We start from the raw sequence: 26,706 nt of genomic DNA on the forward strand, positions 1-26,706 counted from the left end.
CATGCAGGACCATACCAACGACCCGGTCTGGAAACAGGCAATAGCCGGTTCCCAGATGCTGCTGGTGGCCTTCGGCGCGCTGGTTCTGATGCCCCTGATTACCGGGCTGGATCCCAACGTGGCCCTGTTTACCGCCGGCCTCGGCACGCTGATCTTCCACGTGGTGACCGGCGGGCAGATCCCGATTTTCCTGGCTTCCTCTTTTGCCTTCATTGCACCGGTGATTGCTTCAAAAGGCCGGTTTGGCATGGAGGAAACCCTCGGCGGCCTGATGGCGGCGGGTATTCTCTACATTTTCCTGAGCGGACTGGTACGCCTGCGGGGGACCGGTTTTGTCCGTCGCCTGCTGCCGCCGGTCGTCATCGGCCCAGTGATCATGACCATCGGCCTGGGCCTGGCACCGGTTGCGGTTCACATGGCCTCGGGCCGCACCGGTGATGGCGCCAACCAACTGGTTCCCTATGACACCGCCATCTGGATTGCGATGATCTCCCTGGGCGTGACCATCATCATGTCGGTCTGGGCCAAAGGCATTTTCAGGCTCATTCCGATCATGTTCGGTGTCATCACCGGCTACATCCTGTCCGCCTTCGCCGGCATCGTGGATACCACACCGATTCAGGAAGCGGCCTGGTTCGCCGTTCCCAATTTTGTCGCACCGGCGTTCAGCTGGGGCGCTGTTCTGTTCATGATTCCGGTGGCCATTGCGCCGGCCATCGAACACATCGGCGACGTACTGGCCATCGGTAACGTCACCCGCAAGAACTACCTGGAAAAACCCGGCCTGCACCGCACCCTTCTGGGTGACGGCCTGGCCACCAGCGCCGCCTCCCTGCTTGGCGGGCCACCCAACACCACTTACTCGGAAGTCACTGGCGCCGTGATGCTGACCAAGAACTTCAACCCGAAGGTCATGTGGTGGGCGGCCTGCATTGCCATCGTTCTGGCTTTTGTTGGCAAGTTCGGTGCGGCTCTGCAAACCATCCCGGTACCCGTCATGGGCGGCATCCTGTGCCTGCTGTTCGGCTCCATCGCCGTGGTCGGCCTCAACACACTGATCCGCCATCAGGTGGATCTGTCACAGTCTCGCAATCTGGTTATCGTGGGTGTCACCCTGGTATTCGGTATTGGCGGCATGGTGCTCGGGCACCTGGAAGGCATCGCGTTGTGCGCGGTCGCGGCCATTATCCTGAACCTGGTGCTCCCGGGCAGCCACGAGGCCTGGGGTAAAGCCATTTATGAGCAGAAAGCCGACTGACAGTTCCGGCATCAGCTTCACTGCCCTGTATACCGGTGCCGTCTGGCACCGGTACGGGCTTTCCGACGATACCCTCGCCACGGAAAAAGGCCGCTGGCTCTACCGCCTGATGACCCCCTTCGAGGCCGCCAGCAAAGCGGCCATCGGTGGTAACATCCGCACCTTCCTCCTGCAACGCCACCTGATCATCGACCACCTTATCGACCAGGCAATCCGCAACAGAGGCATCACCCAGGTGCTGGAAATCGCCTGCGGCATGTCGCCCCGGGGGATCCGCTTACGCCAGAAACACCCCCTGCTCCACATGGTCGAAGCCGACCTGCCCGACATGGCGGCTCGCAAAGCGCTCCGCCTGATGGCCACGGGGCGACTGGGCGACCACCATCAGGTCACGCCTATCGATATCCTCGCGGACTACGGCGAGTATCAACTGGAAAAAGTGATCGACCGCGTATTCGAAAACAACGAGCCCGTGATCATCGTGACCGAAGGCCTCACCAGCTACTTCTCATTGGAGACCATCACCGAGTTCTGGCGCCGACTGGCCGCGGCCATGACCAAACGCCCGGGTTCGGTTTACCTGTCCGAAAGTTACTATCAGCCCCGCCAGCCATTGCTGAACACTACCCTAAAAGCACTTGGTGGCGTCCTTGGGGCTGTTACTCGCAGCCAGGTATCTTTCCATTTCCAGACCGACGAGCAGGCACGGGAGCATTTCCTGTCCTGTGGATTCGCCTCGGCCACTGTGCATGACCCGAGGTCCTGGTATGGAATCTTGCCGATTCCCGAAAGCCGCGGCGAGCCGATGGTTCGGGTTATTGAAGCTGGTTGCTGATCTAGCCAGTCGACTCCTGCCCTGGCCTGCAGGTTCAGGGGAAAGAGGTTCGTGGGGCTGCCTCCCAAAAACCGCTACGAGCACCCCTTCGGGGTCCAGCCAGCAATCACAGATTGCTGTCGTTCGGCTGTCGCATGAAGCTGCGCTTCATAATCGCTCGGCCTCACCCATGTGCGCTTGGCGTCGGCCATCCCTGGTCGCCGACATTTTTGGGAGGCAGCCCCACGAACCTCGCAAACCTGACGGGAGTCCGCCAAAACCACGTAGGTTGGATTAGGCGAAGCCGTAATCCAACAAATGGGATCAGAGCCAGACCTGCATTGTCGGATTACGGCTTTGCCTAATCCGACCTACGGTCAACATTGGTATTTTTCAGCGATATCGATGGGTTTGAAAAGCGGTTGTGGGTGGCCTTTTCAGGACTGTCTGTGGCCATGGATGGCCACAGTCAAGCGCACATGGATGTGCTCGTAGCGTGTCCTGAAAAGGCCACCCACAACCGCGCTAACTCCCAAACCCGCAGGCTACCAAAAGGAACCCAACTCCAATCTAGACGTCGCGCCGCAAATCAGAGGGAATGGGGAAATCAGGCATGCCCGGTTTGGGCCCACGCCCCTTGCGGAACTGCCGGAGCTGGAATACGTAGGCGAGCACCTGGGCAATGGCCATGTACAGGCCATCGGGAATCTCCTCGCCGATGTCGGTGTTGTGGTACACCGCCCGGGTCAGCGGCGGCGTTCTCAGGATCTCGACTTTGTTCTCACGGGCAATTTCCATGATCTTGAAGGCAATCTCATCGGCCCCCTTGGCCACCACAACCGGCGCCGCCATCGCCTTCTGATCGTATTTCAGGGCTACCGCATAATGGGTCGGGTTGGTGATCACCACATCTGCCGTGGGCACATCCTGCATCATCCGACGCTGGGCCATTTCGCGCTGGAGCTGGCGGATTTTCCCTTTAACCTCCGGCTTGCCCTCGGTGTCCTTGTATTCGTCTTTTACTTCCTGCTTGGTCATGCGCAGTTTTTTCTGATGATCATAGATCTGGAAAGGCACGTCGATCATCGCAATGATGATCGTGGCACTGGCCAGGAAGAAGAAACTCCAGGCAATGGTCCACAGGACGTGCTCCATAGCCGGCACCACTGGCTCTTCGGCGATGGCCAATAGGTCTTCCGTACGCAGATCAAGGATGAGAATGGCGACAGCCATGACCAGGCCAACTTTGGCGATGGCCTTGACCAGTTCAATCAGGGAGCGCAGGGAGAACATGCGACCGAGGCCCTTGATAGGGTCCATACGGTTGAGTTTGGGCGCCACGGCTTTGCCGCTGATCAGCAGGCCACCGATGCCGATGGAGCCGAAGATGGCGGCTATCAACAGCATGAGGAGGATCGGCGAGAGAGCCCAGGCCGCCTCTTTGGCAGACTCGATGAGCTGAACGCTCATATGGCGCATGTCGAAGATGGCGGAGCGTTCGATCACGAAGCTATCGCGCATGATGGCTTCGAGCGACGCGCCCAGGCTTGCGCCAAACATCAGCATGCCGCCGGCGCCAGCCAGCAGCACGGCCATGGTGGCCAGCTCTTTGGAACGGGCGGTCTGGCCGTCCTCCTTGGCTTTTTCCAGCCTTCGGGGGGTGGCCTCTTCCGTTTTTTCCTGACTGTTGTCGTTTTCTTCGGCCATGAGTCGTTACGGCTGCCCCTGTAATCCCCGCATGAAATCAAAGGTTTCTCGGGTGTACTGATCGAAGTGCGGCAGAAAATTGGCGTGCAGCACCCATATGGCAAACAATCCAAAAATCAGGCCAATCGGGAAACCCAGGGCGAAGATGTTCATCTGGGGCGCGGCACGGGTCATGACGCCGAAGGAGATGTTAACAATGAGAACCGCGGTAACCGCCGGTAGGGCCAGGAGCATGGCGGAGGCGAACATCCAGCTGATCCTGTGGGCCAGCTCCCAGACGCCGGTCTGGCCCAGGCCCTCCATCCCGATGGGCAGGGTCCGGAAGCTTTCGATAAAGACCTCGAAGGCGACAAGGTGTCCGTTCATGGCCAGGAACAGAAGCGTGATGGTGATGGTGTAGATCTGGGACAGCACGGGCACATTAACGCCGTTGGCGGGATCAACCATGGAGGCGAACCCGAGGCCCATCTGCATGGCAATCATCTGGCCGGTGACCACGAATAATTGCCAGAGCGCAACGAGCGCGAAGCCCATACCAACCCCTATGAGGATCTGCTGGAGGGTGATCACCACAGCGTCGGCGCTGAGAGCCTCAACCTGCGGCACCGGCGGGATCATGGGCGCAATAAGGATAGTCATCAGCAGGGCCAGGCCCAGGCGCACCCGCGCCGGGACCAGCTGGGTACCGAAGATGGGAATGACCATCAGAAAACTCGCCAGCCGGAACAGGGGCCAGAGGTGCTGGCCGACCCATTGGCCGATAACGTCCGCGCTGATTTCCGCCGGTATCATCCGTCAGCCGATCAGGTAAGGAATATTGCCGAACAGCCGGTTTGCGTGGTCCAGCAGCTGCGTCAGCATCCAGGGGCCCCAGACAATGATGACGATCAGCGTGACCAACAACCGGGGCAGGAAGCTCAGGGTCTGCTCGTTGATCTGGGTGGCGGCCTGGAAGGTGCTGACCACCAGACCGATGACCAGCCCGGGGCCGATGATGATCGAGGCCAGGAGGACAATCAGCCACAGGGCTTCGCGCAGGATGTCGATAACGGTTTCCGGAGTCATGGTGCCCCCTATATTCCGTAACTGGCAGCGAGCGTGCCCATGATCAGGGCCCAGCCGTCTACCAGTACAAACAGCATGATCTTGAATGGCAGGGAAATGATGATCGGTGACAGCATCATCATACCCATGGCCATGAGAACACTGGCCACCACCATGTCGATAATCAGGAACGGGATAAACAGGATAAAGCCGATCTGGAAGGCGGTTTTGAGCTCACTGGTCACGAAGGCCGGCATCAGTATCCAGAAGGAGACGTCCTGCGGGGTCTCATACTGTACATCCGCAATTCGCATGAACAGGGCCAGGTCGCTTTCCCGGGTCTGTTCGAGCATGAATTTGCGAAAGGGCTGGCTGGCAAGTTCAACGGCCTCAAGAGAGGTCACCTCTTCCTGCATGTACGGTTGCAACGCCACCCGGTTGGCCTCCTCCAGCACCGGTTTCATGATGAAGATGCTGAGAAACAGCGCCAGCCCCAGGAGAATCTGGTTCGAGGGCGTGGACTGCAGGCCGATAGCCTGACGCAGGATAGCGAACACGACGATGATGCGGGTAAACGAAGTCATCATCATCAGCATGGCCGGCAGGAAAGTCAGCGCAGTCATCAGCGCCAGGATCTGCAGGGTCACCGAATATTCCTGCGCGCCCTCGCCTTCTCCGGGAGTCACGGTAAACGCCGGTATGCCCGGAATACCGGACGGTTCCTGGGCCAGGGCCAGAGGCGCCCAGGCCAGGCCGGCCAATACAATCAGGGATGGGAGCAGTCGCTTTATGGTTGCCGCAAACATGGGCCTAGTCGTTCCTTGTCGGGGAGGTCCAGGATTTGCCGATCATGCCCTGCAGGCGGCGGGCAAAATCACCGGAGCCGGTGCTGCCGGCCTCGACAACCGGCTCGTCAAAGACATGCAGGGTCCGGATCGCCGATGGCGTAATGCCCAACAGGATCTGCTGGCCACCCACCTCAATCAGGGCAATACGCTCACGGGCACCGATGGCCATGACCGATACCACCTTGATGGCGTTGTTGTTCATGCCGGTCATGCCGTTCATCCGGCGAATGATCCAGGCGCAGCCATAGATCACGGCAACAACGGCAACCAGACCCAGCCCCAGGCTGACAATGGTGCCGAGCGTATCCGGGGCTTTCACCGGAGAATCGGAGGCGGCCGTCTCTGCCGTTTCCTGGGCGAGGACCGGGTTGGTAACGAGCAGGGCCAGCAAACCGGCCAGTTTTGACCACATACTACTTCTGCAACCGCTTGATGCGTTCGCCCGGGCTGATCACATCGGTCAGGCGGATGCCGAACTTTTCATTCACCATGACCACCTCCCCGTGGGCGATCAGGGTACCGTTCACCAGCACGTCCAATGGCTCGCCCGCCAGACGATCCAGTTCGATCACCGAGCCCTGATTGAGTTGCAGAAGGTTGCGAATCGGGATCTGGGTGTTGCCCACTTCCATGGAAATAGTAACGGGTATGTCCAGAATGACGTCGATATCCGGAGCCGGACCACCACCCTGGGCGGGTTCCGTGCCGGTTTCGAATTCTTCCATCGGCGCGGTCTGAACGTCATCCCCGGACTCACCCGACTCACCGGCCTCGGCCATTGCCGCGGCCCATTCGTCCTCTCGTTCGCCCTCATCACCGGACTCTTCCATGGCGGCCTCCCACTCGGCAGCCAGCTTTTCGTCCTCGCTGAGTTCCTGCTCGTCTTTCTTGTCGTCGTCAGCCATTGCGTCCTACCTTCAGTTGTTTCTTTACCTTGGGCAGCGATGCCCGCTCATGAATTCTCAGTGCCAGTTTTCCGTCACGGGTACCCAGCGTGGCCTTGTATATGGGGATGCCGTTGGCAGTAACGGTCAGGTGTTCCGGAATCTCCACCGGGATGATGTCCCCGGCTTTCATCTTCGCAATGTCCCGCAACGATATCCGTCTGCGACAGACCGTGGTGTTAATCGGTACGTTCACTTCCTTGATGTCTTCCTGCAGGGCATTAACCCAGCGTTCATCCACATCATCGATATCACTCTGCACCCCGGCATCAAGCACATCCCGGATGGGCTCGATCATGGAATAGGGCAAGGCGAAATGCAGTTCCCCGCCGCCGCCATCGAGCTCAATGTGGAAGGTGCTGACCACGACCACCTCACTGGGGCTGACGATGTTGGCCATGGCCGGATTAACTTCCGAGCTCAGGTACTCGAAATCCACTTTCAAGACCGCGTGCCAGGCTTCCTTCATGTCATGGAATACCTGATCCAGCACCATCTGGACGATGCGGGTCTCGGTCGGGGTGAATTCCCGACCCTCAATCTTGGCGTGGCGCCCCTCTCCACCAAAGAAGTTGTCCACCAGCTTGAAGACCAGCTTGGCGTCCAGAACAAACAGGGAGGTGCCCCGCAACGGGCGGACCTTACACAGGTTAAGGCTGGTGGGTACGTACAGGGTGTGAATGTACTCGCCGAATTTCATGATCTGAACGCCGCCGGTGGAGACATCGGCGTTGCGACGCATCAGGTTAAAGAGGCTGATCCGGGTATAACGGGCAAACCGTTCGTTGATCATTTCCAGGGTCGGCATGCGGCCCCGGACAATCCTGTCCTGACTGGCAAGGTCGTAGGACTTTATTCCGGTATCGTCAGTCTCTTCATAGGTATCAATGTCACCGTCGTCCACGCCGTGGAGGAGGGCATCGATTTCATCCTGTGACAACAAGTCCTGCATACGTAGTCCTGCCCCTGAAGTACCTTGGCCCGTGCCCTATTGCACGACAAAATTTCGGAATAACACCCGCTTTATGGCGGGCTCACCTTCCTGTTCCAGCACCTGATTCACCGTTGCCAGCATCCGGTCAGCCAGTCCGCTCCGCCCCTCGGGCGTCTGCAACTCGTTAAAATCACTGCTACCGAGGACCGTTACCAGCTGGCTTCGAATCAGTGGCATATGCAATTTGGCGGCTTCCAGCGCCGCCGGATCGGTTGACTCCAGAGCCAGATAGGCCTGGGCATAGCGTTGACGGCCCTCCGCCTGGACCGTCGTTACAACGGCTTTTTCGATCTGGTAGTAGCTACTCGGTACAAAGGTCTCCTCGGCGGTTTCCGTCGCTTCGCCTTCATCCCCCATACCCGGCAAACCGCCGCCGAGAAACCACAGCGTACCCACCACAGACAGAACAATTGCCAGGATCACCACAACCACCAGCATGATGATCAGCTTCAGTTTTCCTTTTTTGGCGGGAGCCGCTTCAGATTCGTTATTTTCAGCCATAGTGTTCGCTTTGCCAGAAATCCGTCAGAGGAATCGTTATTCCTTGACTTTTCAGGATTGGATGCAAAGGGCGGGCCAGAACACCCAACCTTCCCGTTCAGAACAGCAGTTTAGCGTTGCCGGGAAGGATGGGCAAAAGAGATTGGAAGAGAATATCGGTGAGCTATCAGGCGAAGATGTCCACTTCGCCTTTCCAGCTGAGATCAAGGCTGCCAGAGCTGACGCCTTCATCGTCCTGATCGCCGGCGGTCAGCGGCGAGGACTCTGCGCCGGAGCCGTCACTGTCCCCGCCTCCCTGCTCGCCAGTCTGCTGACGGGGTGAGTCAGATACGTCGAAACCGGCCAGGGACAGTCCCTGCTCCCCCAGCATATCCCGGAGCCGGTGGGAGTGAAGTTCCAGTTGATCCCGCACCACCGGATTGGCGGAATGAACGGTGATGTTTGCCTGCTCGTTCTGGACCCGCACCTTGACTTCCATGGGGCCCATATCCGGCGGCGTCAGGTGAATTTCCGCAACCGACATATTTCGGGCGGTCAGCCAGCTGAGCTTACCCACCAGTTTATCGCCCCACTCGGCATGCCCCACCGGCACGTCGATCGATGTAGCATACCCTCGCAGGGGCGCCGCAGTCTCGGCTGCCAGTTTGGCCGCGTTATTGGTGCCATTGGCAACCTGCTGGGACATCAGGTCCATGGCCGACTGAAATCGGCCAGAGCCAGTAAGCGAACTGGCGTCCGGGTTGCGGCCGGCCTCCGTGAGTACCGATGCCTTCATGGCATCGGTCAGTGTGGCATCGCCAGTCAGACCACCAGCGGTCTGGGATTTCTGCCCGGGCGCAGACGACAGGATACCGCTGAACAGACCGGCACCCGCAGCAACCTGACCGGCACCGACAGCCGACGAACCCGCTCCGGTTGGCTGACCGGTAACGGACAAGGCCGTCTCGCCGGAACGACCGGTTTGCGGGTTCAGCCAGGCCTGCAACTCGGCAAAGGTCAGCGGCAGCAACGTTGTTTCCGTGTCGGCCCCCTCTTCGGCAACTCCAGCCTCAACGGGGTCCTGGCGATCCGCTCCAGAGGCGGCACTGGCCTTCTCACCAGCCCTGGCAGTGGCGTCAGCTTCTTTATCGGACGCCTCGCTCCGTGCGGACCGGGTTTCATCTGCAGACTTTGCGCTATCGTTTCGGTCTGCTTTCTGACGATCCAGTCGCTTCTGCTCCGCCTGGGAGACCGATTCAAAATCGTTTTTTCGATCAGCCGGATCCCGGCTGGATCCGGATTTGGACGGGCCGGGATCTTTCTGGGTCCCGGGCGCGGGGGTTTGGGGGAGAACCATCTGGGCCATGGCAACCTCTTGCCGCTTTATATCGCATTGGCGCCCTCACCTTGCCGGACCTGGCCGGTGCATGGGCGGTTAATCCACTCTCTGCGAAAGACTTAGCAATTGTGATGCCAGAGCATCCAGCTCTTCATAGTGGAGGGTCCGGACCGGCCGCTAACGAACCATCATGTCGTCCAGCCGCTCGGTCACCTGTTGAAACTCTGCATCGATGGCATCCAGCAATGCCGGTGCCTCATCCAGCCGCGACTCTTTGCCGGCCATTTCAGCCTCCAGGCACAGTACGCCCAACCGAGGAGCTCCGATATTGATACAACTGCCCTTGAAACTGTGGGCGGTCTTGGTGAAGGCATCACCATCCTCTGCCGCCAGGGCCTCGCGCAGACTCCTGATCCTGTCCCTGGAATCCGCGAGATAGGTCTGTATCAGAACTTCAAATTCGTCTTCCATGACGTCCCGAAGCTCAGCCAGTGCTTCCTCGTCAAGGTGTGGTTTATCACTCATGACCAACCCCCTGGTGCGTTTTATAGCGTTTAGCGGACCAACCGTCCTCGATTTTCCGCTGTTCGGGTAAATTGCCAATCATAGACAATTTCAACATGATTGCCCTGCTCATGAAACCTGATGGTCTCAGCCAGGCGTTTCAACAGCAGCAGGCCCCGCCCGGCATATCGCCCGCCCGTTGCCGAGGCATGACCGGGGTCCACACTGGGATGATTTCGAAAATCAAACCCCTGACCACTGTCCTCACACACAACACGAAGCCGACCTCCATCCGGTTTCAGGGAATGATGCAGTGTAAACCGGATGTAATGCCCCTCTACATTGGCCAGGCGCCGATTGCGCTCAGCATAGTAGCGGCCAAAGCCCTCCGGTGAGTGCTTCCACTCCGAAGGCAGCTCCAGCACTCCGTGTTCCAGTGCGTTGTTATAGAGCTCCGCCAGCAAAGTGTAGATTTCGCCGCTCTTCCTGCGAAGGCCCGGCACTTCCATGCAGATGTGAAGAAGCAGTGGCAGGGGACTGAACTCCCCGAGGGTCTGTTCCCGGATTTCGTAGGTGCAGCGCCATTCCGCAGGACCCGCCAGAGCGGAGGGTGCTGCGCGGTCCGGCAACGTAGCCAAACCTGCCTCATCCATCATTTCCAGGGAGCAGAGGGTCAGGTCGTCGCCATCTTCAAAGTTACCGGTAAAGCGGTGAACGGCCGCCATCATGGTATCAAACGGATGATCACCGTCGGCCAGCCGTTCGAGCGTTTCCACGACGCCCTTCTCGCCAAACACATTGCCCGCGCCGTCAGCAGACTCCAGAAAGCCATCGGTCATCATCAGGACCCTGTCCCCCGGAGCGGCACCAACGCGCTCGAACTCGGCGTTGAACTGATCGGGCGCCAGGATGCCAAGGGGCAGGTGCCGTGACGGCAGTACCCGATGCTCCCCCGAACGCCGAATCAGCCAGCCATCCGGCAGGCCACCGTTCCATATCTGCACCTGATTGAGCTTGAAATCCGCCTCAATCATGGCACCACAGCAGAACATTCCAGTGGGGAGGATCCGCTTGAGTTTCTGGTTGATTTCCCGCAACACGTCCTGGCCGTTGAACCCCTTGTTGGCCATGCCATAGAAGATCTCTGCAACCGGCATGGCGCCGATAGCCGCTGGCAGGCCATGACCGGTGAAATCCCCCATGAAGATCAGCATTCCGCCGGCCGGACGCGGCGATGCGAACAGCACGTCGCCATTGAAAATAGACTGGGGCGAGGCGTGGTAGCGAATGTTGTCGGCATCAAGGCAGCCGGAGTGGGCAACGTTATCGAACACCCGCTTGGCGATTTCCTGTTCTTCGGTCAGTTGCCGGTTCCGCTCCCGGATCAGATCCCGCTGATCCGAGAGCGTCTGGTGCATCAGCCGCATCCGGTTGAAGGCCTTGATCTTCGCTTCAATGATAATCCGGTTGTAGGGTTTGCCCAGAAAATCATCGCCTCCCGCCTCCAGGCAACGGGCCAAGGCACCGGCCTCGGAGAGGGAGGTCAGGAAAATCAGCGGGACCAGACGCTCGCCAGCCAGAAACTTGATCTGCCGGGCCGCCTCCATGCCATCCATGACTGGCATGAGGGCATCAAGCAGCACCAGATCCGGCGCTTCCTGCTGAAACACCGAAACCGCATCAAGACCGTTCGAAACGTCCAGAACCTCATGGCCCAGACGCTTGAGGAGCGTCTTCAGGATCAGGCGGTCGCTGTCCGAATCGTCTGCGATGAGTATTCTGAGAGGGCTGTGTCCTGCAGCGGAATCATCCATGTGTACTCCGGCAGTCCGCGAGAATCAGCGGATGTTGAACAGTTGCTCGAAATTGGAGATGGAAAGGATTCGCCGGACATCGTTATTGCAGTTCTCGATCACAATACGGGCGCTGTCGCCCCCGGCGTAATCCCTGAGCAACAACAACATGCCCAACGCCGAACTGTCCAGGTAGGTGGTATCTGACAGATCCACAATGTAATTCCGGATGGCCGGATCACCGTGCTCGTAGGCATCCCTGAACGCCTGGTGGGTGCTGAAATCGAAGCGCCCCTCGATCCTGATAACAAGGGTCTGACCGTCATCATCGCGGCGCGTCTGAATCGGCATTCCAAAACCTCCCAAGGCATCAAGAGCACGTAAAACCGGCCTTTCTAACGGTCCTTCTCCGGTTAAGGATAGCTGAATGGCCTGATTTTGCATCCGTATTCGCTTGATGTGGGGCAAGAATCAGCGTCGACGGCGACTGAACGCCCGCCCGGCAGCCTCGTCCGACAGCTTCTGTTCCCGAAGATCCTGTTCTTTCTGCTCCTGTTGCCGGCAGCTATCGATGTACTTTTCCATACCCCGCCGCCGCTCCCAGGCCTGCTGCCATTCCAGCTTGCGGGTCTCGAAGACTTTTTCCGCCTGCTCCAGCTGTTTCTGCTGCTGCCGGATCACCTGATCCAGTTGCGCGATAAAGGCCTGCCAGGCCTGGAGACGGGACACCTGAATGACGCCCTGCTGACTGTTGCGGATCTGGTTTCGGTATTCCTGCTGGTACCGGTTCAGGTTCTCCACCTGTTCACGCTGCTGTTCGGCCAGCTTCCGGGCCTCCCCCATTCGCTCCAGGGCTTCCTGTTCCTTGCGCTCTTCCAGGGAAAGCACTACTTCCAGCCGCCGGGATCGCAGCATCAGGCATCACCTCCGCCGACGCCGGTTGCCGGGTTGGGAACCGCCGATTTGCGCCGCTCGGGAGAACGACGCTCCGGCACCACCGCCAGCAACTGCTCGATGCTGTCTTTCAACGGTGCACTCTCATTCAGACCCTGCTGCAGAAACTGGCGCATGTTACTGATATGGGTGATGGCGAAATCGGTCTCCGGATCGGAGCCCTTGACGTAAGCGCCTACGGAGATCAGGTCCCGGGCCTGCTGGTAGCGGGAATACACCTGCTTGAACCGTTGAGCCCGCGAGAAGTGTTCGGTTTCCGTGACCTGGGGCATGACGCGGCTGATGGACGCTTCCACATCAATGGCCGGGTAGTGGCCTTCTTCGGCGAGCCGTCGGGACAGAACAATATGGCCATCCAGGATCGCCCGGGCGGCATCGGCTATTGGGTCCTGCTGGTCGTCGCCCTCGGTAAGCACGGTATAGAACGCGGTAATCGAACCACCGCCCGGGCGCCCGTTGCCGGTTCTCTCCACCAATTGGGGCAGCTTGGCAAACACCGATGGCGGATAGCCTTTTGTCGCGGGCGGTTCACCAACCGCCAGGGCAATCTCCCGCTGGGCCTGGGCATAGCGGGTCAGGGAATCCATCAAAAGCAGCACTCGCTTGCCCTGATCCCGATAATACTCGGCAATCCGCGTTGTCAGCATGGCAGCGCGCAGTCGCATCAACGGAGAATCGTCCGCAGGGGCAGCCACCACCACCGAGCGCGAAAGGCCTTCCTCGCCCAGGATATCCTCGATAAATTCCTTGACCTCACGGCCCCGCTCACCAATCAGGCCCACGACGGTGATATCAGCATCGGTAAACCGGGTCATCATACCCAGCAGCATACTCTTACCCACGCCACTGCCGGCAAACAGGCCGAGACGCTGACCCTGGCCGACGGTCATCAGTGCGTTAATCGCGCGGATACCAACGTCCATGGACTGTCGCACCGGCGCACGATTCAGGGGGTTGATGATGTCGCCGGTCAGCGCGACGCGCGCTTCGGCCTGCAGAGGCCCCTTTCCATCCAGGGGTTCACCACTGCCATCCACCACCCGGCCGAGCATCTGGGGACCCACCGGAACACGGCTGGCAGCGGACAGGGGCACCACCCGCGCACCGGGCTTGAGCCCTTCAATCGCCGTCAGGGGCATCAGATACACCCTGTCGTCCTCGAACCCCACCACCTCTGCTTCAACGTTGCCGGTGTTCTGGCCAAAGATCACACAGCGGTCACCGACGACCATGGGGCAGCCGACACATTCCAGCGTCAGGCCCACCATGCGGGTCAGTCGGCCCGAGAGCTCAGGTTCAGGTTCGTTGCCCAGAAAGCCCTGAAAACGATTCAGGCGATCAGCGAGATTCGAGGTCATCACCGTCACCTTCGTTCTGCGGCGGTTTTGGATCCTCTTCGGATTGCTCCGGCTCTTGAGAGTCCAGGACGTCGCGATGGAAACCGGTCAGGTCCTCCATCATGGAATCCAGCTCCTCGGTTTCCCCGCCCTCGCTGTCGTTCATCTGCTGGTCCAGCATACTTTGCACCGCGCGCTGGAAGCGCTTCTCGACGGTGAAATCAACCAGACTGTGGCGGGTTTCCACCTTGCAACCGCCAGGAAGAATACTGGTGTCCTCAATCACGGACGCGGATGCGTCCAGGCGAGCGGCAACCTCGCGGACCATTTCGCAATCTTCCGGATGAATGTGGATGCGAATGTTCTCTGCGGTGGAAGGTAAAGTCTCGATGGCACGGCGCACCACATGGCGAATCTGGGAGGAGTCGATGGTCAGTTCCCGGTAGACCACCGCCCGGGCCAGAACCGTTGTGAGATTGACCAGTGAGGTTTCAAGCTCGTCCTCGTGCCGCTTGATCGGCAGCAACAGTTCACCCAGCAAATGCTCAAGGCGGTCGAGTTTGACATCGATTTCCTTGCGGGTGTCTTCATAGCCCTGGGTCTTACCCTGCTCCCGGCCCTCGTCCAGGCCCTTTTCAAGCCCTTCCCGGTGGCCTTCTTCGCGCCCCTCGGCAAGCCCGGCCTGGTAGCCCTGGTCACGCCCCTCCCTGAAACCATCTTCCCGGGCCGCCTGGCGAATCTCGTCAATGTCGGCGGCCGTCAGGGGTTTGACCTCCCGCTCCTCTTCCCGGGGCACTTCGTTGCCGCGGGCATCCAGCAAGGGCAGCTCCCAGCGCTCGTAGGCGGTCAGTTGCTCCTTGGGAATTCGGTTGACGTCTCGGGTGGAATCTTTCATTACATCATTTCTTCGCCGGCACCGCCGAGGGAGATTTCACCGGCCTCAGCCATCCGGCGTGCGATGGTAATGATATCTTTCTGGGCCGATTCGACTTCGCTGACCTTGACCGGCCCTTTGGCTTCCAGATCGTCCTGCAGCAATTCCGCAGCACGCTTGGACATGTTCTTGAAGATCTTGTTCTGAACCTCCTCGTCGGCGCCCTTGAGGGCCACCACCAGAACTTCGGAAGAAACTTCCCGCAACAACGCCTGGATACCGCGATCGTCCACTTCCTTGAGGTTATCGAACACAAACATGAGGTCCTCAATGGTGCTGGCCAGGTCCGGATCCATATCCTTGATGGAATCCATCAGGTTGCCCTCGATGCTCCGATCCATAAAGTTCATGATATCCGCTGCCCGTTTGACCCCACCAATCCGGCTGGTCTGGGAGGCTGCGCCGCCGGAGAACTGCTTTTCAAGAATGTCGTTCAATTCCTGCAGTGCCTGTGGCTGGATACTCTCAAGGGATGCCACCCGCATCATGACATCAAGGCGGACTTTTTCATCGAGGGTTCCAAGAATTTCTGCCGCCTGATCGGGATCCAGATAGGAGATAACGATGGCCTGGATCTGGGGGTGCTCATAGCGAATGATGTCACCCACGGCCCTGGGTTCCATCCATTTGAGGGTATCGAGGCCGGTAGTATTTCCGCCAATCAGGATTCGGTCGATAAGACTGGACGCCTTGTCGTCGCCCAGCGCCTGGGTCAGCATCGTCCGGATGTAGTCGTCATTGCCCACGCCCAGGCCGGTCTGGCCACCCACGGCATCAACAAACTGGTTCATCACATAAGTGACTTCATCCTTGCTGACATCCTTCATCTGGGCCATGGCCACACCCACACGCTGGACCTCTTTGGGCCCCATGTGCTTGAGGATTTCAGCCGCATCCGCCTCGCCCAGTGACATCAGCAGAATGGCGGCCTGCTCCACGCGCGGAATTTTCCGCTGGGGTTTCTGCGGCTCATTGCCACCCTGTTGATTGGCTTGTTCAGTCATCGACATTCACCCATTGGCGCATTACCTGTGCGACCCGGGCCGGGTCTTCGGCAATCAGACCTTTCAATGCGTTCAATTGTCTATCATAACCGTCTGTGGCACCCGGCAAAAGCAGATCGTCCTGGGCGGACATGGCCTGGCGCAGCTCATCTCCGCCCTCGATGTCGTCCAGGCCGCCATAGCCGCCGCTATCGGAATCCAGTCCTCGTTCACGCTGACCGCCACCTGACAGGCTCTTGAGCGTAGGCCGCAAGAGACCAAGCACCAGAACCAGAATGACCAGGCCAGCCAGAACCTGCTTCATCAGGTCCCAGAACCAGGGCTGTTCCCAGAATGCAGGCGCCTCAAATTCAACAGCTTCTTCCTGTGCAAAAGCCGTATTCATCACCGTAACACTGTCACCCCTGGCGGCCGAGTAGCCCACGGCATCGCGCACCAGCATGCTGAGGCGCTGCAGTTCCTGCTCCGGCCAGGGCTCGTAGCTGACCTCTCCAGTCTGGGGGTCGACGACCTTCATATCATCCACAGCCAGAGCCACGGTAACCCGCTTGACTCTTCCGAGCTCCTGGCGACGGTAGCTGACCGTGCGGTCCATTTCATAATTCCGGGTGGACTCACTGCGCACGTTCACTGGCGGAGGAGCAGCCTCTTCGCCATCGCCGCCAGCGGCCTGCTCAGGCACCGTAGCATTACCCGGGGGCTGATTGGCCAGAGCTCCGGGTATTCCTCCCTGGGCACCGGCCGCACGCTGCTCATTCAGCTCACGCTCGCTGCGCACTGCCCGTTGCTCCGGATTGAACAACTCTTCTGCCTGCTCCACCGACGAGAAATCCAGGTCCGCCGAAACCTCCGCCCGGTAACGGCCATCCCCGACTATAGGTCCTATCAGCGAAGCCACGCGACGGGTCAGGCGCTCCTCAACCCTCTCGGTGTATTCGTACTGGTCGGCCATCTGGTCGGCGTTGGTCTGGCTCTCCTTGCCGGTCAGCAGATTGCCGTTCTGGTCGACAACGGTCACGTGTTCCTTATTCATCATCGGAACGCTGCCGGCAACCAGATTCACAATGGCACTGATCTGCTCCTGCTCCGGCCGGCGGCCAGCGAAGACCTCGAGAAAGACCGAGGCCGATGGATCCCTGGCATCGCGAACAAAAACGGAGCGTTCCGGAATCGCCAGGTGTACCCGGGCATTGCGGACACCGCGCATACTCGCAATGGTGCGAGCCAGCTCGCCCTCGAGGCCACGCCGATAAGAGATGGTTTCCATGAACTGGGAAGTACCCAGCCCGCGTTCCTGATCGAGCAATTCGTAGCCCAGGGTTTTGCGGTCCGTCACGCCCTCGGCCGCGAGTTTAAGCCGCGCGTTGTAGACCTGGTCGGAAGGGACGAGTAACGCCCCGGTGCGCGGGTCCATTTTATAGTCAATGCCGCTGGTATCGAGAATGGTCGTCACATCCTGCGGATTGTAGGAAGACAGATCACCCACCACCGGCTGATAGTTTGGCTCCTGGGCCCAGAGTACGACCGCCAACCCCAGTGCCACGCTGGCGGCAAGCCCCACCATCAAGCCGATCTGGCGCAACAGGTTGAGGCGATTGAACCCCATAAACAGGTCGCTACGGCTCTCTGGTGCGTCACCCTCCCGGGCTGCCGGCATGTTAGAGGCGTTGGTTTCTGCAGGTACGCTGGCCATGACTCTGCTCCGTTATCAGATCGGCATGTTCATAATGTCTTCGTAGGCCCGAACTACCCGGTTACGTACCTGGGTCAGCGCTTCGAAGGAGACAGAGGATTTCTGGGCGGCAATCATCACGCGGGTGATGTCCACGTTCGGGTCGCCCATATCGTAGGCGGTGCGCAGATCGCCCGCCGTTTTCTGGAGATCGTTCACATTGTTCACTGCTTTGCCCAGCATGTCATTGAAGCTTGGCGTCTCCTGGGTTTCCTGAACCTGGCGGGGGCCGTCTATACGACCACGAACCGATTGATCCTGTTCGACCCGCTGGTTCTGCATCATCTGGGAACGCAGGGAGCGAATATCGGACAAAACACTGTTGATGTCGGCACGCTGAACCATAACTCTCTCCTGGCTCCGCCCTCCCCGGGACGGAATTGCTCTTGGGATGCTGTTGATTCTGAACAAGCAATCGGCGGGCCAACTGATATTTGGCATTACATATCAGTTATTTAGCAATCGATCTCCTGGAAACAAGGAAGTCGATGACGGACTTTTGACGACAGAGCGGGCGCCGACACACCATCTGAAACGGAGAGATAAAAAAACGGCACCCCAAGGGGTGCCAATGAAGGAGTTCGTCTTGCAGGGGGTCAGGCCGTGGCCATCTCGGCATCCAGATCGATTCCGGCGTCACGCATCTGGGCCAGCTTGTACCTGAGCGTTCTGGGACTGATCCCCAACTGCTCGGCGGCCCGATTGCGACGCCCACGCTCTTTCCGGAGTGTCTGGATGATAATACGGAATTCCTGTTGCCGCAGATCATCACCCAGCGAAACGGCGCCTTCCGGCTCTTCATCACGCACCGACTGGACTGGCTCCGGAGCTGAGGCATGATGTTCTGCAACCTGCCCTTCAGCACCACGGCCAACCACTGCCTGAGGCGCTGAAACCGGCTCCACGCCGTGAATGTCAGACCGCCCGGTGATGCCCAGTTCCAGGCAAAGATCCCCGGAGTGAATGACATTGCCCTGGTGCAGCACAAGCGCCCGCTGGATCGCATTGTCCAACTCCCGGACATTCCCCGGCCACCGATGGTTCATCAAGGCACTTTTTGCATCCTGCGCAAAGGTAATACCGGCGAGTTTCATTTTCCGGCAATGCTTTTTCAGCAGTGAGGTCGCCAGAGGCATGATATCCAGCGGGCGTTCCCTGAGCGGCTGCCAGTGCATCGGGAACACCGTCAGGCGGTAGTAAAGATCTTCCCGGAACTTGCCTTCACGAACGTAATCCGCCAGATCGCGGTTGGTGGTGGCCACTACCCGGACATCCAGGCTGATGGTCTTTCGACCGCCTACACGCTCCACTTCCCGCTCCTGCAATACCCGCAGCAACTTGGACTGCAGCCCAAGATCCATCTCCGAGATTTCATCCAGAAGAATGGTGCCACCATTGGCCTGCTCAAATTTGCCCGGAGAGGAGGCCACCGCTCCTGTGAAAGCGCCTTTCTCGTGACCGAACAGGATGGCTTCCAGCATGTTCTCGGGAATCGCTGCGCAGTTAATGGCGACAAACGGCTGGTCTGCCCGAGGGGATTGCTGATGAATATAACGGGCAAGGACTTCTTTGCCCGTGCCACTTTCGCCGGAAATCATAACCGTGGAATCGCTGCCGGCCACTTTGGTTGCGAGCTGGAACATGCGCTTGCTGATCGGATCTTCCGCTACCGGCTCATCGCTGGATTTCTCTCGCCCGCCACCGACAACCTTGCTAACGGCATCCACCAGGAACCTGGGCTCGAACGGTTTGACCAGATAATCGATGGCACCGGCCTGCATGGCGGAAACCGCATCACTGATCTGGCCATAGGCCGTGATCAGCATCATCGGCAGCCCCGGATAGAGACGCTGAACCTCAGCCAGCAACTGATGCCCGGATAACCCAGGCATGTTGACATCACTGACCACCATATCCACCGGAGACTCCGCCAATCGTTCCAGCGCCTCGTTGGCGTTGGCTGCTTCACGCACCCGGAACTTCGCCAGTTCCAGCGTGGTTACCAGCGCTTCCCGCAGGTCATGGTCATCCTCAACAATCAGAATCTGGGCCTTGGCCATGGTTGCCTCCGATCAGTGTCTGTTTCGTAATTGCGGTAAACGCAAGGTAGCGACAGCGCCCCCCTGCTCCGGGGATTCAATGGCGAAGCGCCCCTGGTGCGCCTTGATCACAGCCTGAACTACCGCAAGCCCGAGACCCGTGCCGTGGGACTTGGTGGTATAGAACGCTTCGGTTAGCCGACCAGCGTCCGACGACTCAAAACCGGGGCCGTCATCCACAACCCGGATCACCAGTTCACCCGCTTCTTCCGTTACCCGAACGGAAACCCGGGTAGCGCCGGCCTCCAGACTGTTGTTGACAAGATTGGTGCAGGCGCCAACGAGCGCATCCCGGTTACACATCAGGCGACAGTCGCCGGATAACTCGTTCTGTAAAATGACCTCCGCGCCGGGAGCGGGCTTTAGCCCCTCAACCGCCGCAGCCAGTGCCGAAACCAGTTTGTCTGCAGACAATTCTTCTGCCAGCCGTGTTTCACCCCGGGCAAAAATCAGCATATCCCGCACCTGCTGCTCCAGGTGCGTAAGGCGTGACATCAACCGGGAAGCGCAGCGCTGACGCATTTCTTCATCCAGATCCTCCTGGCTCAGGTGTCCACCATAGAGGATGGCGGCAGACAGCGGGGTGCGGATCTGGTGGGCAAGGGACGCGACCATTTTGCCCATGGCAGAAAGACGCTGGGCATGGGCCAACTGGGCCTGGAGATGCCGGGTTTCCGTAAGGTCGGTGAGCAGGATCAACTGCCCTGGCTGGTTTTCCATGGTCCGGATCTCGATGCTGACCCTGCGACCGTCTTTGAGTGATACCTCGTGGCCATCGTCCCGCCGGGGCGCAAAACAGCGATGAATGACATCAACCCAGCGGGCGCCATCGAGCGGTTCTCCCAACAACGCTATGGCCGCCGGGTTGGTCTGGGTCACCACGCCCTGGCTGTCCAGTACAACGACGCCAGCCGGCAAGGCATTCAGCAAGGTAGATAGCCGGTCCGCCAGTTGCTCCTTTTCTTCGAGCTCCTGCTGGCGTTGCAGCGACTCCTGGTTCAACTCGCCGGACAACTGGTTAACCCGGGATTCGAGGGTGCGGTAGGAGTCGGTAATCTGGCGGGACATCCGATTGAACAGTTCCAGGGCAGAATCCACTGCCTCATCGTCCTGCTGTGGAAACAGTGCGGTAACCTTGTCATTGACGTCCGCCGCCGCATTGGCTTTTGTGCCGCCAGCTTCGGACTGAATAACAAACTGTGCCTGACTCATAACCTGACTCCCCGATCGGCCCGTCGGTTCGGACCCTACAGTTCGGATACTTCGTTTGCAGGTTGATAAGCCAGCACCGTGCCAACTCTATTTTTTCTTTATATTTCAGATAGAAAGGAAAACGAAGAAAAGCGCAATGACAATATTACGTCGCCCGAAAACAGAAACGGCGCCTCAGGTTACGAACCTTTGACGCCGCTTCAGAAGCTCCGGGTAACCTGCCTGATCGGATCAGGATTCCTCCGACTCTTCCTCCCGAAGCCCGTACTTGCGAACCTTCTCCACCAGGGTGGTGCGACGGATCCGCAGCTTCTCGGCGGCCCGGGCAACTACGCCACCCGCCTCATCAAGTGCCTGCTGGATCAACTGCTTCTCAAGATTGGAGAGGTAGTCCTTCAGGTCAATGCCATTCACCGGCAGCAGTGCCGGCGCATCCAGCCCAACCAGACCAGGAATACCCGATGGCATTCCGGTGTCCTCAACCGGCCGGTTCTCATCGTAGTCATCAACGTAGCGGAATTTCTTGGGCAATTCCTGAACGCCGATCACCCCGTAAGGGTGCATGATCGACAGCCGCTCCACCAGGTTGGCCAGTTCACGGACATTACCGGGCCAGTCATGACGACAGAGACTCATGATCGCCGCCGAATTCATCCGTAGCGAGCCGCGCTTTTCCTTTTCCAGCCGGGAAATGAGCTCGTTGATCAGAAGGGGGATATCTTCCACCCGATCACGCAGGGCCGGCATCTCGATCGGAAAGACATTCAGGCGGTAGTAGAGATCTTCCCGGAAATCGCCGGCTTCGATCATGTGTTCCAGATGTTTGTGAGTGGCCGCAATCACCCGGACATCCGCCGACTGGGTGCGATTGCTCCCCACCCGCTCAAACGTCCGCTCCTGAAGAACCCGCAGAATCTTAACCTGCATGTTGAGTGGCATATCCCCGATCTCGTCGAGAAACAGGGTACCACCCTCCGCCATCTCAAAACGCCCTACCCGTGCCGTGATCGCTCCGGTAAAAGCGCCTTTTTCATGCCCGAACAACTCGCTTTCCAGCAATTCCGCCGGAATAGCGCCACAATTCACCGGCACGAACGGTTTGTCACGACGGGAGGAGTGGTAATGCAGGTTACGAGCGACAACTTCCTTGCCGGTACCCGATTCGCCGGTAATCAGGACACTGACGTCCTTATCGGCTACCTGTTCCATCAACTGGCGTACCTGCTGAACCTTTCGACTGGTCCCCACCAGACTGCGAAAAAGCTGGAGGCCACGCTGCTGGCCACGCTCCCGGGAGCGACTGAACTGGTCCCGGTAAATCTGGGCACGGTAGAGCGAGTCCACAAACTTGGTATAGTTCAGCGGCCATTCCATGTAGGCAATGATGCGGCTACTGACGTCATCGGATAGCCCCTTGAGGTCAGGGTGGCCGACCACCAGGAACGGAACGCCCTGAATGGCGCTGGATATTGAGGTGATCGTCTCGGCGACCCCTGAATCCTCGCCGTTCACCACTGCGACCGCAATATCTGCCAGGTTTTCCTTGTCGCCACTGCTCAAAAGCGCCTTTGCTTCATCGCCGGCGAGGACCTGCTCCTCGCCGATGAACTCAAGAATCGTGACCATGTCCCGCAATCTTGATTCATCCTCGCTCAGCACCAGCACTTTGTTATTTTTAGACATTCAACCGAATCTCTTGAGGGATTTGTGCGGTATTTAAGACTGTAAGGCCGGCAGAGTCAATTTTATGACGCTATTTTGGTCGATTCGAGGAGACGTTCTGATAGGCCTTTGCTGCACTGCGGTTCCGATTTACCCCCCTGATGTCATCTTCCGCTTCCTTGCGGGCAATGCGCGCGGATTCATCCGCTGCGTCAATAAACTGCTGCAGCTCCTGCAAGCGGAGCCTGACCGGCTCCGCGTCAAGCTCTCCCGCCTCCAGAGCAGCCATCATAGGTTCGACTGCCGGTTTCACCTGTTCATTCAGTTCGGTAATTGCCTCCCAGTCTCTGTCTGCGAGGGCTCGACCAAGATTCGCCATCAGACGGTCAAGGTGGTCCAGGTGAGCTTGCGGGTCTGCCATTTCAATCTCCTTGCGGATCAGCGGCGGGCAGCGCGGCGGGCGGCAGAGGCAGTAAACTCGCTACCCCGGAAGCCGGGATCGAAGTCATACGCCGGGAAGCCATCATCAAGCCCGTCAATGTAATAACGCTCCGCCTTGAGGTCGTAGGTCATTTCCATGGTAGTCCAGAACACCGGCTCACTGTAGTAGCTGATGTTATGAGCCTCTGACACACGCCAAAGGTTCCCCTCGGCATCGTATTCCTCGGACGCCAGGATCTGCCAGCTGTCCTCATCAACGTAGAACACCCGGCGGTCATAAATGTGGCTGATACCCGTCCTGCGCTTTGCCTCTACCACCCAGACCCGGTGAAGCTCATAACGGGTCAGTTCCTGATTGATATGGCCCGGACGAATGACGTCATCAGCGTCCACTTCCGGCCCATGAAGCCGGTAGGCATTGTATGGCACGAACAGCTCGCGCTTACCCTTCAGCTCCCAGTCGTACTGGTTGGGCGCGCCGTTGTACATGTCTTTCTGGTCAACAGATCGCAATGAAGACGAGTTGGGCAGATCGGTCTCGTAAGCCAGATTGGGCGACCTGCGGAGCCGGCGGGAACCGGAATCATAGCGCCAGGCCAGGCGGGGCGACCGGACCTGATCGAGGGTCTCATGAACCAGCGTGATCGTACCTGCCAGTGACGATGGAGAAACGGTGTCCGTTTTCAGGTAGAAGATCTTGTTATCAATCTCCTCAAGTTCGGCACCCTTTCGACTGTAGGCGAAGAAATAGTCGTAATCATTGACCACCGGATTGTACGCCCCGTCCTTCTGGGGCGTGGCAGAGGCGCTGCGCAGTGAAATCTCCTCGCCCCGGTAACGCAGGATGTGGTTCCAGATGACTTCAAGACCGTTCCTGGGAATCGGAAATGGGCTGGTCATGATGGTATCCCTAACGCCGTTACCGTTATCCAGCAACTCCGCTGTCAGGGCGTTGTCCCGAAACTTGTCGTACACATGTTCGGGGAAGGCGGCCGTTCGCCGGGTCTGGTACACGGGCATGAAAAAATCAGGCCCGTATTTTTCCATCATGGCAATGTGGCCATCGGACAATTTGTCCCGATAGAGGTCCAGATTGTCGGACGTAATGACGAACAGGGCTTCGTCTTCCGGAAACGGATCAATTTCCACCTCACCCTTGCGCCAGCCCTCAGGCGGCGTGGCAAACCCGCCAGTCCAATCAGGGATTGTGCCTGAGGCGTTACCCGCCCTCTCGGCTCCTACGGGCGTGAGCTCCTCACCCAACCGCTCGGCTTCATCAGCCGTGACCTTGGACAAAGCCTGTCCGGAAAACCCGAGAACAACCACGGCAACACCTGCAACGATGTGGCTTCGCATCCCTTACACCTCCAGAAGTTCATGCTTTTGGGCAGCCGCAACGATCAGAACTCGTACAGCCGGGCGCCTTTTTGCCAAATTCAAACGACCGTTTCAAGTGAATGTTTGTATTTTATTGTGAAACCGGACTGGCAGAGAGAGAGGAAGAAATCAGTCGCTGAAAATGATATAGTGGCGCATTAATTTTCCGGGGTTACACCTGCGCTTGGGGGTTAAAGGTATTCGATGGCCTCACAATGGCATTCAATGGTTTCTCAGAAGCTCTTCCTTGCACGCACGCTACTGGGGCAACTTGACCGTCCGGCGGTTCAGAATGAAGAGCAGCCCCCAAATGAGGCGGAGCAGGCCCTGCGGCGAGAAGCAGCTATACAGGGTTCGATAGAGCTATTACTGAGATCCCGGCGCCTGTTGTTGGTTATGGTTGCCAGGCTTTACCAGAAGAAATCAGAGGAGCCCACAACCCTCGCTGAACTGGCCTCGCTGATCGGGTCTGAACCCAATGAGGTAAACCGGTTGCGAGAGTTGGAACAACGATCAGGCAGCTGGTGGAACCACCTGGAACAACTGGAAAATTCGCAGAGCCGGCCACCGGCAACCAGAAAAACCGTCAGCGCGGAGAATATTATTGCGGTATCCGCCGATTCCGGCCCGGATCGATCTGCGGCGGCGTTACTGAAAACGCTCAATGCCGTTAAACATTTTGCCGACGATCTGGAAGAACAGCACAGCGAGTGGTAAGCCACTCGAACCGCCGGTTTTTCCACTCTTATCAACTTGAAGGTTTATTGAATGTCACCATCGTTTTTTGAAATTGTGCAACTGACCAATGGCGACTATGCCCTGAGACGCATCGATGATGACAGTGCGCCACTGGTAAAAATCTCGTTCTCGGCAGAGGCCCGGGAGATGATGGAAGACCGCGACATGTCGGTCGCCAAGGCAATGATTGCTGCAGGCATTGAGGCTGTCGGCAACGTTGCACACGACATCGACTGGGAAGACGACGAACTGGACGCCCCGGACGCCCAGCCCTCCTACACTTTGCACTGAGCGATCAGCGCTGCCTCAGAACAACCCCGTGGCTGTTCCCCTCGGAAGAGGCTCTCTGCAGGGACTCGAGTGCTGTACGACCCAGCTTCCGGGTCCACATGACGACCGCATGACAGGTACCCGCGCTCAGGGCCCGCTCAGCCAGCTCCTGCGCGGGATAATCCGGGGTTGACCGGAGCACCAGCAATTCGCCCGCAACGATTCCGTGCATTTTCTGCCATTTGCTAACCAGCGCCTGGGGCGGATCAATCCACGCCAGCCAACGCTTCTCCTGATTCAACTGGGTCAGCATGGGCAGCAGAAGCTGGAAATTTTCGACCTGCCCCTCAGGCAGGATAATCTCCGTCACGTTGCCTGAGACCGGCGCCTCGCTGATCTCCGGGGAACGTCGGGCGCGAATGACAGAGCGTCGCTCACGGGCGGCACCTGCCGGCACTGAACAGGACAGAGCATTGGGATTGTAAGCCAGATTCTGGTTAAAGCTCAGTTGTTCCATAATTCACCCGTTTTCAATCTATCTGAGGCTATCCGGACTGATCAGTGCAGATCAGAGCGGCGGATAACACCAACACCCAGGCCTTCAATGAACAGTTCCTGTTCTGTCAGGTCCACTTCGATGGGTGCAAATTCTTCGTTTTCGGCAATCAGGTAGACTTTTGAGCCTTCCTTGCGGAACCGCTTTACTGTCACCTCATCGCCGACCCGTGCAACGACTACCTGACCGTTGTGCACATCCTGCGTGCTATGCACCGCCAGCAAATCGCCGTCCAGAATGCCGATATCCTTCATACTCATGCCTCGAACCCTCAGCAGATAATCCGCGGAAGGCGAGAAAAATTCAGGCCTCAGGGTGCAGTGGTCCTCGATATGCTCCTGGGCAAGAATCGGACTGCCCGCAGCCACCTGACCAATCACCGGAAGACCCAGATCTTCTTCCGCCTCAGGCAAGCGAATGCCACGGCTGGCACCAGGCACCATCTCAATGGCCCCTTTCCGGGCCAGCGCCCGAAGGTGCTCCTCCGCCGCATTGGCGGAACGGAAACCCAACTCCGCTGCAATTTCTGCCCGCGTGGGTGGATAGCCGGTTTCATCGACATATCGGCGGATGATGTCCAGTACCTGGGATTGCCTTGCTGTCAGCTTCATCAAGCTACTCCGCTAGATCAGTGCCGGCGCCGGCGTTTTCCTCAATGGAAGAGC

At 58.6% G+C, this 26,706-nt stretch carries 29 protein-coding genes; 4 read left to right on the plus strand and 25 right to left on the minus strand.

All coding sequences use genetic code 11. The features are described from left to right. Window position 1 precedes the first annotated feature (1 nt). Together ACESMK_RS07875 and ACESMK_RS07880 are read left to right on the plus strand one after the other, a co-directional pair. Window positions 2-1,258, plus strand: a complete 1,257-nt coding sequence (locus ACESMK_RS07875; protein WP_372996963.1) for a uracil-xanthine permease family protein — start codon at window positions 2-4, stop codon at window positions 1,256-1,258. Then, complete coding sequence (locus ACESMK_RS07880) at window positions 1,239-2,093, plus strand: class I SAM-dependent methyltransferase (protein WP_372996965.1); 855 nt, start codon at window positions 1,239-1,241, stop codon at window positions 2,091-2,093. Before ACESMK_RS07875 ends, ACESMK_RS07880 begins: the two co-directional genes overlap by 20 nt. Before the next feature lie 549 nt (window positions 2,094-2,642). On the opposite strand, the gene flhB is transcribed toward ACESMK_RS07880, so the two are convergent. The 23 genes from flhB to ACESMK_RS07995 form a co-directional block, all read right to left on the minus strand. Then, window positions 2,643-3,779, minus strand: a complete 1,137-nt coding sequence (gene flhB / locus ACESMK_RS07885; protein ID WP_372996967.1) for a flagellar biosynthesis protein FlhB — start codon at window positions 3,777-3,779, stop codon at window positions 2,643-2,645. A gap of 6 nt (window positions 3,780-3,785) precedes the next feature. Beyond that, window positions 3,786-4,571 carry a flagellar biosynthetic protein FliR gene (fliR, locus tag ACESMK_RS07890; RefSeq protein WP_372996969.1) on the minus strand — a complete coding sequence of 262 codons (786 nt, stop codon included), beginning with the start codon at window positions 4,569-4,571 and terminating at the stop codon, window positions 3,786-3,788. A 3-nt stretch (window positions 4,572-4,574) separates the two neighbouring features. Then, window positions 4,575-4,844 carry a flagellar biosynthesis protein FliQ gene (gene fliQ / locus ACESMK_RS07895; protein WP_372996971.1) on the minus strand — a complete coding sequence of 90 codons (270 nt, stop codon included), beginning with the start codon at window positions 4,842-4,844 and terminating at the stop codon, window positions 4,575-4,577. An 8-nt stretch (window positions 4,845-4,852) separates the two neighbouring features. After that, window positions 4,853-5,629: a flagellar type III secretion system pore protein FliP gene (gene fliP, locus ACESMK_RS07900; protein WP_372996973.1), complete on the minus strand. Its 777-nt coding sequence runs from the start codon at window positions 5,627-5,629 to the stop codon at window positions 4,853-4,855. Window positions 5,630-5,633: 4 nt separating this feature from the next. Next, on the minus strand, window positions 5,634-6,083 hold the full coding sequence (gene fliO / locus ACESMK_RS07905; RefSeq protein WP_372996975.1) for a flagellar biosynthetic protein FliO: 450 nt from the start codon (window positions 6,081-6,083) through the stop codon (window positions 5,634-5,636). Window position 6,084: 1 nt separating this feature from the next. Then, window positions 6,085-6,576, minus strand: a complete 492-nt coding sequence (gene fliN / locus ACESMK_RS07910) for a flagellar motor switch protein FliN (protein ID WP_372996977.1) — start codon at window positions 6,574-6,576, stop codon at window positions 6,085-6,087. After that, the gene (gene fliM / locus ACESMK_RS07915) at window positions 6,569-7,567 is read right to left on the minus strand and encodes a flagellar motor switch protein FliM (protein WP_372996979.1); all 999 of its coding nucleotides are present in this window, start codon (window positions 7,565-7,567) and stop codon (window positions 6,569-6,571) included. The genes fliN and fliM overlap by 8 nt, the downstream gene beginning before the upstream one ends. Window positions 7,568-7,603: 36 nt before the next feature. Next, complete coding sequence (gene fliL / locus ACESMK_RS07920; RefSeq protein ID WP_372996981.1) at window positions 7,604-8,110, minus strand: flagellar basal body-associated protein FliL; 507 nt, start codon at window positions 8,108-8,110, stop codon at window positions 7,604-7,606. Between the two features lie 166 nt (window positions 8,111-8,276). Beyond that, entirely contained in the window at window positions 8,277-9,455 is a 1,179-nt protein-coding gene (locus tag ACESMK_RS07925) for a flagellar hook-length control protein FliK (protein ID WP_372996983.1), read from the minus strand. Between the two features lie 150 nt (window positions 9,456-9,605). Then, window positions 9,606-9,953 (minus strand): Hpt domain-containing protein, encoded by a 348-nt coding sequence (locus ACESMK_RS07930; RefSeq protein WP_372996985.1) that lies wholly within the window; start codon window positions 9,951-9,953, stop codon window positions 9,606-9,608. A 29-nt stretch (window positions 9,954-9,982) separates the two neighbouring features. Further along, a complete protein-coding gene (locus tag ACESMK_RS07935; RefSeq protein WP_372996987.1) occupies window positions 9,983-11,746 on the minus strand; it encodes a SpoIIE family protein phosphatase in 1,764 nt (587 codons plus the stop codon). Between the two features lie 24 nt (window positions 11,747-11,770). After that, window positions 11,771-12,076 carry an STAS domain-containing protein gene (locus ACESMK_RS07940; protein ID WP_372996989.1) on the minus strand — a complete coding sequence of 102 codons (306 nt, stop codon included), beginning with the start codon at window positions 12,074-12,076 and terminating at the stop codon, window positions 11,771-11,773. A 120-nt stretch (window positions 12,077-12,196) separates the two neighbouring features. Then, window positions 12,197-12,640 carry a flagellar export protein FliJ gene (gene fliJ / locus ACESMK_RS07945; RefSeq protein ID WP_372996991.1) on the minus strand — a complete coding sequence of 148 codons (444 nt, stop codon included), beginning with the start codon at window positions 12,638-12,640 and terminating at the stop codon, window positions 12,197-12,199. Continuing rightward, window positions 12,640-14,037 carry a flagellar protein export ATPase FliI gene (fliI, locus tag ACESMK_RS07950; protein WP_372996993.1) on the minus strand — a complete coding sequence of 466 codons (1,398 nt, stop codon included), beginning with the start codon at window positions 14,035-14,037 and terminating at the stop codon, window positions 12,640-12,642. The genes fliJ and fliI overlap by 1 nt, the downstream gene beginning before the upstream one ends. Continuing rightward, window positions 14,018-14,911, minus strand: coding sequence for a flagellar assembly protein FliH (locus ACESMK_RS07955; protein ID WP_372996995.1), 894 nt, complete (start codon window positions 14,909-14,911; stop codon window positions 14,018-14,020). Before ACESMK_RS07955 ends, fliI begins: the two co-directional genes overlap by 20 nt. After that, complete coding sequence (gene fliG / locus ACESMK_RS07960) at window positions 14,911-15,954, minus strand: flagellar motor switch protein FliG (RefSeq protein ID WP_372996997.1); 1,044 nt, start codon at window positions 15,952-15,954, stop codon at window positions 14,911-14,913. Before fliG ends, ACESMK_RS07955 begins: the two co-directional genes overlap by 1 nt. Then, window positions 15,947-17,647: a flagellar basal-body MS-ring/collar protein FliF gene (gene fliF, locus ACESMK_RS07965; RefSeq protein ID WP_372996999.1), complete on the minus strand. Its 1,701-nt coding sequence runs from the start codon at window positions 17,645-17,647 to the stop codon at window positions 15,947-15,949. Before fliF ends, fliG begins: the two co-directional genes overlap by 8 nt. 15 nt (window positions 17,648-17,662) lie before the next feature. Continuing rightward, on the minus strand, window positions 17,663-18,031 hold the full coding sequence (gene fliE, locus ACESMK_RS07970; protein ID WP_372997001.1) for a flagellar hook-basal body complex protein FliE: 369 nt from the start codon (window positions 18,029-18,031) through the stop codon (window positions 17,663-17,665). 251 nt (window positions 18,032-18,282) lie between these two features. Next, a complete protein-coding gene (locus ACESMK_RS07975; RefSeq protein WP_372997003.1) occupies window positions 18,283-19,746 on the minus strand; it encodes a sigma-54-dependent transcriptional regulator in 1,464 nt (487 codons plus the stop codon). Window positions 19,747-19,758: 12 nt separating this feature from the next. Continuing rightward, on the minus strand, window positions 19,759-20,997 hold the full coding sequence (locus ACESMK_RS07980) for a sensor histidine kinase (RefSeq protein WP_372997005.1): 1,239 nt from the start codon (window positions 20,995-20,997) through the stop codon (window positions 19,759-19,761). 231 nt (window positions 20,998-21,228) lie between these two features. After that, on the minus strand, window positions 21,229-22,680 hold the full coding sequence (locus ACESMK_RS07985; RefSeq protein WP_372997007.1) for a sigma-54 dependent transcriptional regulator: 1,452 nt from the start codon (window positions 22,678-22,680) through the stop codon (window positions 21,229-21,231). 70 nt (window positions 22,681-22,750) lie between these two features. Next, window positions 22,751-23,080, minus strand: a complete 330-nt coding sequence (locus tag ACESMK_RS07990; RefSeq protein ID WP_372997009.1) for an SOS cell division inhibitor — start codon at window positions 23,078-23,080, stop codon at window positions 22,751-22,753. Window positions 23,081-23,097: 17 nt separating this feature from the next. After that, window positions 23,098-24,456, minus strand: coding sequence for a DUF1329 domain-containing protein (locus ACESMK_RS07995; protein WP_372997011.1), 1,359 nt, complete (start codon window positions 24,454-24,456; stop codon window positions 23,098-23,100). A 225-nt stretch (window positions 24,457-24,681) separates the two neighbouring features. Here ACESMK_RS07995 and ACESMK_RS08000 point away from each other — a divergent pair, with 225 nt between their 5' ends. Continuing rightward, entirely contained in the window at window positions 24,682-25,194 is a 513-nt protein-coding gene (locus ACESMK_RS08000) for a DUF6586 family protein (RefSeq protein WP_372997013.1), read from the plus strand. Window positions 25,195-25,245: 51 nt separating this feature from the next. Beyond that, complete coding sequence (locus tag ACESMK_RS08005; RefSeq protein WP_372997015.1) at window positions 25,246-25,506, plus strand: hypothetical protein; 261 nt, start codon at window positions 25,246-25,248, stop codon at window positions 25,504-25,506. Window positions 25,507-25,510: 4 nt separating this feature from the next. Here the strand turns inward: ACESMK_RS08005 and ACESMK_RS08010 are convergent, their stop codons facing one another. Continuing rightward, window positions 25,511-26,002: a cell division inhibitor SulA gene (locus tag ACESMK_RS08010; protein ID WP_372997017.1), complete on the minus strand. Its 492-nt coding sequence runs from the start codon at window positions 26,000-26,002 to the stop codon at window positions 25,511-25,513. A gap of 41 nt (window positions 26,003-26,043) precedes the next feature. Continuing rightward, the gene (gene lexA, locus ACESMK_RS08015) at window positions 26,044-26,655 is read right to left on the minus strand and encodes a transcriptional repressor LexA (RefSeq protein WP_273082659.1); all 612 of its coding nucleotides are present in this window, start codon (window positions 26,653-26,655) and stop codon (window positions 26,044-26,046) included. Window positions 26,656-26,706: the final 51 nt, after the last annotated feature.

It is taken from the genome of Marinobacter sp., assembly GCF_041687235.1.
Classification (GTDB): Bacteria; Pseudomonadota; Gammaproteobacteria; order Pseudomonadales; family Oleiphilaceae; genus Marinobacter.

What these genes read in the sequence shown, in the direction of transcription:
- ACESMK_RS08005 (WP_372997015.1), top strand. Translation starts at nt 25,246, where the DNA reads ATGTCACCATCGTTTTTTGAAATTGTGCAACTGACCAATGGCGACTAT.
- fliJ (WP_372996991.1), bottom strand. Translation starts at nt 12,640, where the DNA reads ATGCTGCGATCCCGGCGGCTGGAAGTAGTGCTTTCCCTGGAAGAGCGC.
- ACESMK_RS07955 (WP_372996995.1), bottom strand. Translation starts at nt 14,911, where the DNA reads ATGAAAGATTCCACCCGAGACGTCAACCGAATTCCCAAGGAGCAACTG.
- fliO (WP_372996975.1), bottom strand. Translation starts at nt 6,083, where the DNA reads ATGTGGTCAAAACTGGCCGGTTTGCTGGCCCTGCTCGTTACCAACCCG.
- fliR (WP_372996969.1), bottom strand. Translation starts at nt 4,571, where the DNA reads ATGATACCGGCGGAAATCAGCGCGGACGTTATCGGCCAATGGGTCGGC.
- fliF (WP_372996999.1), bottom strand. Translation starts at nt 17,647, where the DNA reads ATGGCCAGCGTACCTGCAGAAACCAACGCCTCTAACATGCCGGCAGCC.
- fliL (WP_372996981.1), bottom strand. Translation starts at nt 8,110, where the DNA reads ATGGCTGAAAATAACGAATCTGAAGCGGCTCCCGCCAAAAAAGGAAAA.
- fliM (WP_372996979.1), bottom strand. Translation starts at nt 7,567, where the DNA reads ATGCAGGACTTGTTGTCACAGGATGAAATCGATGCCCTCCTCCACGGC.
- ACESMK_RS07995 (WP_372997011.1), bottom strand. Translation starts at nt 24,456, where the DNA reads ATGCGAAGCCACATCGTTGCAGGTGTTGCCGTGGTTGTTCTCGGGTTT.
- ACESMK_RS07925 (WP_372996983.1), bottom strand. Translation starts at nt 9,455, where the DNA reads ATGGCCCAGATGGTTCTCCCCCAAACCCCCGCGCCCGGGACCCAGAAA.
- flhB (WP_372996967.1), bottom strand. Translation starts at nt 3,779, where the DNA reads ATGGCCGAAGAAAACGACAACAGTCAGGAAAAAACGGAAGAGGCCACC.
- ACESMK_RS08000 (WP_372997013.1), top strand. Translation starts at nt 24,682, where the DNA reads ATGGCCTCACAATGGCATTCAATGGTTTCTCAGAAGCTCTTCCTTGCA.
- ACESMK_RS07880 (WP_372996965.1), top strand. Translation starts at nt 1,239, where the DNA reads ATGAGCAGAAAGCCGACTGACAGTTCCGGCATCAGCTTCACTGCCCTG.
- ACESMK_RS07935 (WP_372996987.1), bottom strand. Translation starts at nt 11,746, where the DNA reads ATGGATGATTCCGCTGCAGGACACAGCCCTCTCAGAATACTCATCGCA.
- fliE (WP_372997001.1), bottom strand. Translation starts at nt 18,031, where the DNA reads ATGGTTCAGCGTGCCGACATCAACAGTGTTTTGTCCGATATTCGCTCC.
- ACESMK_RS08010 (WP_372997017.1), bottom strand. Translation starts at nt 26,002, where the DNA reads ATGGAACAACTGAGCTTTAACCAGAATCTGGCTTACAATCCCAATGCT.
- ACESMK_RS07985 (WP_372997007.1), bottom strand. Translation starts at nt 22,680, where the DNA reads ATGTCTAAAAATAACAAAGTGCTGGTGCTGAGCGAGGATGAATCAAGA.
- ACESMK_RS07990 (WP_372997009.1), bottom strand. Translation starts at nt 23,080, where the DNA reads ATGGCAGACCCGCAAGCTCACCTGGACCACCTTGACCGTCTGATGGCG.
- fliQ (WP_372996971.1), bottom strand. Translation starts at nt 4,844, where the DNA reads ATGACTCCGGAAACCGTTATCGACATCCTGCGCGAAGCCCTGTGGCTG.
- ACESMK_RS07940 (WP_372996989.1), bottom strand. Translation starts at nt 12,076, where the DNA reads ATGCCGATTCAGACGCGCCGCGATGATGACGGTCAGACCCTTGTTATC.
- ACESMK_RS07930 (WP_372996985.1), bottom strand. Translation starts at nt 9,953, where the DNA reads ATGAGTGATAAACCACACCTTGACGAGGAAGCACTGGCTGAGCTTCGG.
- fliI (WP_372996993.1), bottom strand. Translation starts at nt 14,037, where the DNA reads ATGACCTCGAATCTCGCTGATCGCCTGAATCGTTTTCAGGGCTTTCTG.
- fliG (WP_372996997.1), bottom strand. Translation starts at nt 15,954, where the DNA reads ATGACTGAACAAGCCAATCAACAGGGTGGCAATGAGCCGCAGAAACCC.
- ACESMK_RS07875 (WP_372996963.1), top strand. Translation starts at nt 2, where the DNA reads ATGCAGGACCATACCAACGACCCGGTCTGGAAACAGGCAATAGCCGGT.
- ACESMK_RS07975 (WP_372997003.1), bottom strand. Translation starts at nt 19,746, where the DNA reads ATGGCCAAGGCCCAGATTCTGATTGTTGAGGATGACCATGACCTGCGG.
- fliN (WP_372996977.1), bottom strand. Translation starts at nt 6,576, where the DNA reads ATGGCTGACGACGACAAGAAAGACGAGCAGGAACTCAGCGAGGACGAA.
- ACESMK_RS07980 (WP_372997005.1), bottom strand. Translation starts at nt 20,997, where the DNA reads ATGAGTCAGGCACAGTTTGTTATTCAGTCCGAAGCTGGCGGCACAAAA.
- fliP (WP_372996973.1), bottom strand. Translation starts at nt 5,629, where the DNA reads ATGTTTGCGGCAACCATAAAGCGACTGCTCCCATCCCTGATTGTATTG.